We start from the raw sequence: 7,806 nt of genomic DNA on the forward strand, positions 1-7,806 counted from the left end.
GTGAACTACTCGGCAATTGAATTGCCAAAGCATCTGATTTGCGGAGCTTTCGCTCCGTAGATTCAGGGTGCGTCCATGACACCAATACTGCTTTTTACACAGCTACTTTTACCACATATGGATTGTTAATCTCATTTGGATTAAGATTTATATTTTTACTATTATTTGACAAATATACTCTTAGTATATTGTATGCTCCGACGCAATCTGCATTCCATACCTTGTCTCCATCTTTATATAGACCTCTTTTTATTCGATTATTCTTCTTTGCCGATTCTTTTGTTACGCTTTCACATAGTGGACTGGTCTGACTGGTATATGCTTCATTTTGTTTGATCAGCGTTATCCCATTCATTTCCAGCTTATACTTAAGCATTATATATATCTTTGCATATGGAAGTGAATGCAATTTTTGATTTGTTACATTTCCCAAATCATTGTCTTTACGTATATTTGTGATATCTCCAATAACTACCGTATTTATCTGATTTTTAACACAGTATGAAACTATATATCTGGTAACTTTGTGCAGATAATCATTTATAGTATTATTTTTCTTTTTATGAATTCTTTGGATATGCTTTGATGATTTTGGAAATTTAACACCTTTTCCATTCTGCAAAGATGACCACTGAGACTGTACACGCGCAATCTCCTTATTAAAATAGTTGCATATAGAAAGATATTTTCTTCCTACAATAAATGTATCACCACTTGTTGAATCATAACAGGTCATTAAATTATGAAGTCCTAGATCAATAGACAGATATCTGCCATTATCCGAAAGAGGCATTACATCTTCCACTTCATAGATAATTATGATATCGCATTTGTTCCCTTCCGGTGGATATATCTTAATCTGCTTTATGGCATCTGTGTTCTTAAAAATCATATTTTTAAGATAAATGTAATTATCACTTATACCATATGTTTCAGACATAAATAACTTAAGCTGCTTAGGAAGAGACAGACGAATAGTATCAGAGTCTTTCTCGTGAACTATAGCATTCTGCATATATGTTATAACTATAGGAGCCTGTTTGAATCTTGGTGGTTTAGGATTCTCTATCCCATGCGTTTTCTGAAGAACATAAAATGACTTCCATGACTTATCAAGAATCTTCAAAACCTCTTGTGCAGTCTGCGACGGAAGTTGTTTATACCATAAATCATCCTTATGACATTTTTTCTGATAGTACCAGTCTGGATATTCAGATAATCCAAGCTCTTTATAATTCATTCTTTCATAATTGCCAACATTCCAAAGCTTATATGCTGCATAGCACATATGACCTATTATATTTGAGTAACCATTATTCAGCGATACTTTTGTCTTATGTGATAGAAGCATCGATCATTCTCCTTTTAGTAAGATTTGCTTTGGTGTTCTATATATCGTTTGATATTCTCTTCCGATACCGAACCGATTGTTTCGCAATAATAAGAGTGATTCCACAGCTGTCCCTTCCATAATTTATCCTTTATTTCCGGGAACTGTTCAAAGAGCTTTCTTCCTGTTATTCCTTTAAGATACTTTACAATGATTGTTACAGAAAGCTTCGGTGGTGCAGTAATAAAACAATGTATATGGTCACATTCGCCACATTCAAACATCTGAACTGTAAAGCCTTTTTCCTCTGCAATCTGCTGTACCAGTTCCTTTAAATACGCTTCAACATCAGCAGTAAGAATCTTACGGCGATACTTAACGGACCATACCACATGGTAATTAATATTGCACACCGAAGTTCTGTAATGAATTAGATTATTATTCATACACATAGTATAACATATTTAATGAATTATTGCATTAAATTTGTAGTTCAATCAGGGATAACATGACGCTTTCATCTCGGTAATTGAATTACCGAGGATTCCCGCTTAGGTATCCTAAATCTTCAAATATATAGGCTCTATCAGATAACGAAAGCTTATTTCTGAAAACTTTACTTTTATCCTTTATCAACCCAAGATTTTCATAGCAGGAATATCCGCCAATATAATTCCGGCATCTCTTATCTTCCAAAATGTCAAAAGCTTTTACTTCTTCTTCACTTATACACGAATAAAGGAGTGATAGTCCATGATCAAAAAGCGGAGCAATCCTAATTGTCTTTTTCCTTGAATTTCTAAGTACCTCTATATTTGCACCATGCCTATCTCGATTAAGAATAATATTTTATTTGACGCCCGTCAAATAAAAAAGAGGATATTAGCTATGAACTATTATCCTCTATACATTCTATGAAGCAGTATATTATCCCGGAACTTATCAGCATTCACGAGCCTGATAATTCCTCAGTGTTTTTTCATTCAAATCAGTTTACGAATATATTATCTCGGTACATCTTGTCCGGTAGCAGTTCCCTATAATGCATCCGGTAAATCTCCCCGATCACATCATCCGAATGCCTTTCATTCACAACCATCTCAAGGATGGCAAATGGTACACCGAAGCACTTCACCGTAACACCGGTCTTCTCCAATCCATTTCTAAGATAGAATCCCTGACGTCTGCTTTGAATCTCTCTCTGCTCCTCATTCTCGGCAAAGTCCGGATTCTCGATCTCAAGAATCACCGTGTCCGCATCTACAAGATATTCGCTGAGTATCTGAAGCGATTTGCCGCCGATGCCTTCATTTCTATGCTGAGAATCAACTGCAAAATAATCAATCAGATAATCATTTCCATGCTTAACCAGGAAAATGTATCCGAGAATGTCATCCCCATCATAAAGCCCCAGGCACTCATATTCGCCCCTGTCCATAGCGGCAAAGATCATTTTGAGCGGCTTCAGTTCATCCTTCGGGAAATCCTTCGTCATTCTTTCTGCATATAACTTTTCTATGTCTGCCTTCGATAAGGTAAGTAGTTTCATCATATTCTCTCCGACCGAATTTTTAGTCTTCTCCAACCAGATGCACAGTCATCACATCATGTCCCACAGCCGGCAGGAATTTCTCCATCACGTCGCTGGTCTTTATCTTAAGACTCGACGTGCACACGCACGGATGGCATCCAACGTAATCACCCTTCAGCACATCCTCATCAATCAGCAGCTGCACCTCGTGATCCTTATCATTCATCAGCCCCATTATGCTGACGGCGCCGGGCTCGATATCAAGGTATTTCAGCATGTCCTCCGCCTCCGCAAATGAAAGCCTCGCCGAATTGATCTGACTCGACAATTCCTTCGTCTTGAACTTCTTATCCCCCGGCATCATCAGCAGATAAAACTTCGTCTTCTGCCTGTTGCAGAGAAATAAATTCTTGCAAATGACCACTCCCAGCACGGCGTCAATCTTATTGCACGCTTCCATGTTGTCAGCCGGCTCATGATCCGTTCTCTTATATTCAATCCCAAGCTTGTCAAGAAAATCGTAAGTTCTGATTTCTCTCGGAAGTCTTCCATCCACGACCTCCGGTCTTCCGTCAAATAGCTGCATTTTTATAGTCCTCTATTTCTTCTTATAATTTATCTCCAATTTGTCCGGTTCCACATGGCAAGTAAGAAATAAAATCTCCACCCCCGCCATTTTTGCATCATTCATGGCTTCCCCGAATTCAGGATGTATTTCAATATTCGGACGAACTTCCATCACGCCGTCCATCTGGATCACAAATGCCAAAATAGCATTAAATCCCGCTTTCTTCGCCTTTATCAACTCTCGTATATGTTTCACGCCTCGCTCTGTAGGCGCATCAGGAAAATACCCGACGCCGTCCACCTCAAGCGTACAGCCCTTGACCTCCATAAGAAACTTCTCCTTACCGCGTTCCATATAGAAATCAATCCGAGAATCGCCATAAGTATATTCCGGAACCACCCGGTTATAATCCATGGTTTCCAGCCACTCCTTAACCACCTTATTCGGTGCCTGGCTGTCAATATTAAATAGTACCCCGCTGCTCTTCCGGACAGCCACCAGGTCATACTTCGTCTTCCTGCCCGGTGTCCCCGGTTCAGTCAGCCACACTTCGCATCCCGGAATCAGCAGCTCCCTGCGCCTTCCGGTATTCTTGACATGCACTGTCTCTTTCTGCCCATCAATCTCCACCTCCGCGATGAACCGGTTGGGCCTCTTAAGAAAAATTCCCGGGGTGATGTTGTTGTATTTCATAGCAATCACCTTCCCCAATAATCATTATTACTTACTTGTTCCAGTATTAAAACTTTTCCCTCAGACTATTTAATTAAGCATCACATTTCTAACCCCATAAAATATGATTCAATTAAATAAACTTCTCCGCGATACTCTTAAATTCCTCTTCTGAGCTAACCCCATTTAACATAGCTCCTTCTCTTACCGTTGCCCCTGAAGCACTGTTCGTTAAATCTTCAACCGAGCTTCCAAGATCAGTACTTCCTGAAGTAGCAAAAAGAGTTATTGTCTTTCCTGATAAATCATAGCTTTCAAGAAATGTATTGATTATAGTCGGACATGTATACCACCAAATAGGATAGCACACAAAAATGTTATCATACTGCTGAATATCCTTAACCGGAACGCTACCAATAGCAGGTCTTGAATTCTTCTTATCTCTCATTTCCACTGAGCTTCTTGATTCCTTATCTTTCCAATCAAGATCAGCGCTTGTATATGGCACCTCCGGAATTATCTCGTAAATATCCGCATCTACAGACTTCGCAAGCTTTGTTGCCGCTGCCCCTGTAATTCCTGTTGCTGAAAAATATGCTACTAATGTTTTTGACATGGTATAAGTCCTCCTATTTTTTATTCTCTTTCACTCCAAAGAAATATCAACTATTTCCAGTTTTTTCTTTGAGCTTATTTTATCCTTAAAGTTAGCTGCCCCCGATAGGTCGGCTCCCAGGAATTTTGCATTTTTGATGTTTACCCCTTTGAAATCCGCTCTGATCAGTGTTGCTCCGGTAAAATCCACACCCGTAATATTCGAATAATCCAAATCCGCATTCTCCAGATTACATCCAAATGCATTTGCATTGCTAAGATTAACTTTCTGAAGAGACGCTGTGGTGCCGGTAACATTTCTTAGATCGACATTTCTCATATCCGAGCCATCAAATACAGCATTTACTATATTGCAAAACCGCATGTTGGCTTTCCTTAGCTTGGCATTTTTGACTACTGCATTTTCAAAGGTGCAGCCCTTCAAATTTGTACCTGTAAGATTAGCTCCTGACAGATCACAAGCGAAGAAATTGGCCATCGACAAATCCAATCCGCTAAGATTCACTCTTTGCAAATCTGCATCGCTAAAATCAGCTCTAACACCTTCCGGATCATTTCTAAGCCACTTCCGGTGTTGTTCTATTATTTCTTCAAGATTCTTTTTGATTTTCCTATTCATTTATTTCATACCTACTCTCAAATATTTTTTGAGGCTCCTATTATGTGTGTTACTTCGACATTAAATTTTTATACTCTTTCTAACCCACAAAACCTCATACTTTCTCCAGAACCATCTCGGTAAGTGCATATTCCAAAAGTTCATCAGGATTTTCATCCGGTCTGATCCACCTACTTACAAGATCCTCGGGCAGGATAAGCGGCATTCTGTCATGAATAGCGCTAACTTCCTGTCCCGGTTCACGGGTAAGAATCACATACACCGGCAGATCATTCTCAAACCTGTATAACCCACAAAGCCACGTCATGTCAGAGCCCTTTGGTTGAATGCTGTACTTATCTACAGCCTTCTTCTTTCCGTCTTTCCCAATCATATGGCTCCATTCAAAATAGTACGATGCCGGTATAATGCATCTGTGAGTCAGCCATTCATTCCTGAATGATTCCTTTTCAGAAGCAGTTTCCACTCTTGCATTTATCAGCAGCTGCCTGCCTGTAAATCCCCATTTCATCGGAAATACAGCTTTCTCGCCCCTTCGATTCATCGCAATCACCGGCACAATATCTGTCGGACAGATTTCACCTAAAGTTTTTATTTCCGAAATCTTCTTCCATACATCTACAAGCGGAGACTTCATCATTTCTTCAATTATACTTCTAAATCGTTCTGTATCTTCTATACGATATCTGCCACACATAATCGCCTCCGGTGTTTGCAACTGTAATTGTATTTAACAATAGAAATCGCTTTTTATTATAGCAAATTTGGGTCGCTTTATAAATGGAGTTCCTCTTAAAAATCCAACAAATTCCACCCATCACGTCAAAAGCGGAACCTCACAGTTTCGCACCAATGATAAATATCTTTCAAAATATATTTTTTATAAATCATTTTAGAAATATTTACAAAACAAGCCAAATTCTATATAATAAATTTAACTCGATGACGACCGAGTCGAAAGGAATCGAATAAAAATGAAATTCTATGGAAGAAAAAAACAACTAAATCAATTAAAAAAAGAAATGGCTTTTGATGATATGCGAATGTCATTGATATATGGAAGACGAAGAGTTGGAAAAAGTGAGCTTATAAAGCAGGCTATTAAAGAATCCGGTATAAAGAGCATTTACTATGAATGCAAGCAGGTCACTGAGGCTAGCAATGTCCAGAGCATATGTCAGATAGTTTCAGAAGTTTTAGGCCTGCCAAAGCTGGGATATACATCAATCGAAGAACTTATGAACTATGTTTTTACGCTTGCAAAAGAAGAAAATATAGTCTTCGTATTGGATGAATATCCGTATCTTAGAGAAAATATAAAAGGCCTCGACAGCATTCTTCAGTCGCTTGTTGATAAGTATCGAGACACATCCAAGTTAAAACTCATAATACTCGGTTCATATGTCGATATAATGAAATCACTTTTGGAACACTCCAATCCATTATTTGGACGAGTCGATCTTGTTATAGACCTCAAACAGATGGATTATTTTGAATCTGCTTTATTTTATCCTAACATGTCCGACGAGGATAAAGTCAGAATCTATTCTGTATTCGGAGGAATTCCTTATTTCAACAGGCTCGTTGATGATAAAAAAACTGTTAAAGAGAATATAATAGACCTTATTGCTTCACCGGGAGCGCGTCTGGAAAATGAGGTCTCTATGTATCTTAATGCAGAGATTTCAAAAATTGTTAATGCAAATGAAGTGTTCGAAGCTCTTGCAAAAGGCTTTTCCAAATATAGCGATATCCTTTCCCAGTCACATGTTTCAAGTGGTCCTACCTTGGTAGATGTGCTTGATAAACTTATTAAGATGGAAGTTGTCGAAAAGACAACACCTATCAATGATGAAAACAACAAAAAAAAGGCAGGATACTACATTTGCGACAATCTCTCCCTTTTCTATTTTAGATATATTTTTAAGTATTCTTCTCAGCTTAAGATTATGGATTCGGATGTTTTCTATAACAAATATATTAGCGATGATTTTGAAGAAAAATACGTTCCACATAAGTTTGAAGAAATCTGCAGACAGTACCTTATAAGACAGAACAGACTAGGAAAGATTGAGCCTGTCATTGAGAAGATTGGAAAGTATTATTATGATGATCCTAAAACACATACAAATGGAGAGAATAGAGTAAAGTTTTTGTCAGTTTAATAAAAAAATAAAGAGAGAGTATCAAGCCTCTTTGATATAATGATTTTGACCAAAAAACCCAAAACAAGGAGGAAGATACTCTCATGAACATTGTAGCACTATTGGAAGGATTAGTTAATAGTTTAGTTGAGGCTGAAGAAAGATTTTTGAAAGACCCTATGGATTTCAGATCCCTGGAAGTATCAGCTAAGGCATCTACTGAGGCATTTGCTGCCGGATTTCTTGGTGAAGTGCTTTCAAGTGTTAATAAACATATATCAGAAAGCGATTGGCGAAAAGGCAGATACACCATTGCCAGAAATGATA

General features: G+C 38.2%; 10 protein-coding genes. 2 read left to right on the plus strand and 8 right to left on the minus strand.

What is annotated here, in order from left to right:
- Window positions 1–94: 94 nt before the first annotated feature.
- The 8 genes from B5D25_RS12445 to B5D25_RS12485 form a co-directional block, all read right to left on the minus strand.
- Window positions 95–1,351 carry an RNA-guided endonuclease InsQ/TnpB family protein gene (locus B5D25_RS12445; RefSeq protein ID WP_173472362.1) on the minus strand — a complete coding sequence of 419 codons (1,257 nt, stop codon included), beginning with the start codon at window positions 1,349–1,351 and terminating at the stop codon, window positions 95–97.
- A gap of 14 nt (window positions 1,352–1,365) precedes the next feature.
- A complete protein-coding gene (tnpA, locus tag B5D25_RS12450) occupies window positions 1,366–1,776 on the minus strand; it encodes an IS200/IS605 family transposase (RefSeq protein WP_143000642.1) in 411 nt (136 codons plus the stop codon).
- A gap of 542 nt (window positions 1,777–2,318) precedes the next feature.
- Window positions 2,319–2,879 carry a GNAT family N-acetyltransferase gene (locus B5D25_RS12460; protein ID WP_159444183.1) on the minus strand — a complete coding sequence of 187 codons (561 nt, stop codon included), beginning with the start codon at window positions 2,877–2,879 and terminating at the stop codon, window positions 2,319–2,321.
- Between the two features lie 22 nt (window positions 2,880–2,901).
- Window positions 2,902–3,447, minus strand: a complete 546-nt coding sequence (locus tag B5D25_RS12465) for a prolyl-tRNA synthetase associated domain-containing protein (protein ID WP_078788288.1) — start codon at window positions 3,445–3,447, stop codon at window positions 2,902–2,904.
- 12 nt (window positions 3,448–3,459) lie between these two features.
- Window positions 3,460–4,122, minus strand: a complete 663-nt coding sequence (sfsA, locus tag B5D25_RS12470; protein ID WP_078788289.1) for a DNA/RNA nuclease SfsA — start codon at window positions 4,120–4,122, stop codon at window positions 3,460–3,462.
- A gap of 112 nt (window positions 4,123–4,234) precedes the next feature.
- Window positions 4,235–4,717, minus strand: coding sequence for a flavodoxin (locus B5D25_RS12475; RefSeq protein WP_078788290.1), 483 nt, complete (start codon window positions 4,715–4,717; stop codon window positions 4,235–4,237).
- A 30-nt stretch (window positions 4,718–4,747) separates the two neighbouring features.
- Window positions 4,748–5,335, minus strand: a complete 588-nt coding sequence (locus B5D25_RS12480) for a pentapeptide repeat-containing protein (protein WP_078788291.1) — start codon at window positions 5,333–5,335, stop codon at window positions 4,748–4,750.
- Window positions 5,336–5,429: 94 nt separating this feature from the next.
- A complete protein-coding gene (locus tag B5D25_RS12485; RefSeq protein WP_078788292.1) occupies window positions 5,430–6,032 on the minus strand; it encodes an SOS response-associated peptidase in 603 nt (200 codons plus the stop codon).
- A gap of 277 nt (window positions 6,033–6,309) precedes the next feature.
- Between B5D25_RS12485 and B5D25_RS12490 the strand changes: the two genes are divergently transcribed.
- Together B5D25_RS12490 and B5D25_RS12495 are read left to right on the plus strand one after the other, a co-directional pair.
- The gene (locus B5D25_RS12490; RefSeq protein WP_078788293.1) at window positions 6,310–7,500 is read left to right on the plus strand and encodes an ATP-binding protein; all 1,191 of its coding nucleotides are present in this window, start codon (window positions 6,310–6,312) and stop codon (window positions 7,498–7,500) included.
- 83 nt (window positions 7,501–7,583) lie between these two features.
- A partial coding sequence (locus tag B5D25_RS12495) for a hypothetical protein (RefSeq protein ID WP_341465083.1) occupies window positions 7,584–7,806 on the plus strand: 223 nt, incomplete at its 3' end.

The sequence above is a fragment of the Eubacterium ruminantium genome (genome assembly GCF_900167085.1).
Lineage (GTDB): Bacteria > Bacillota > Clostridia > Lachnospirales > Lachnospiraceae > Eubacterium_Q > Eubacterium_Q ruminantium.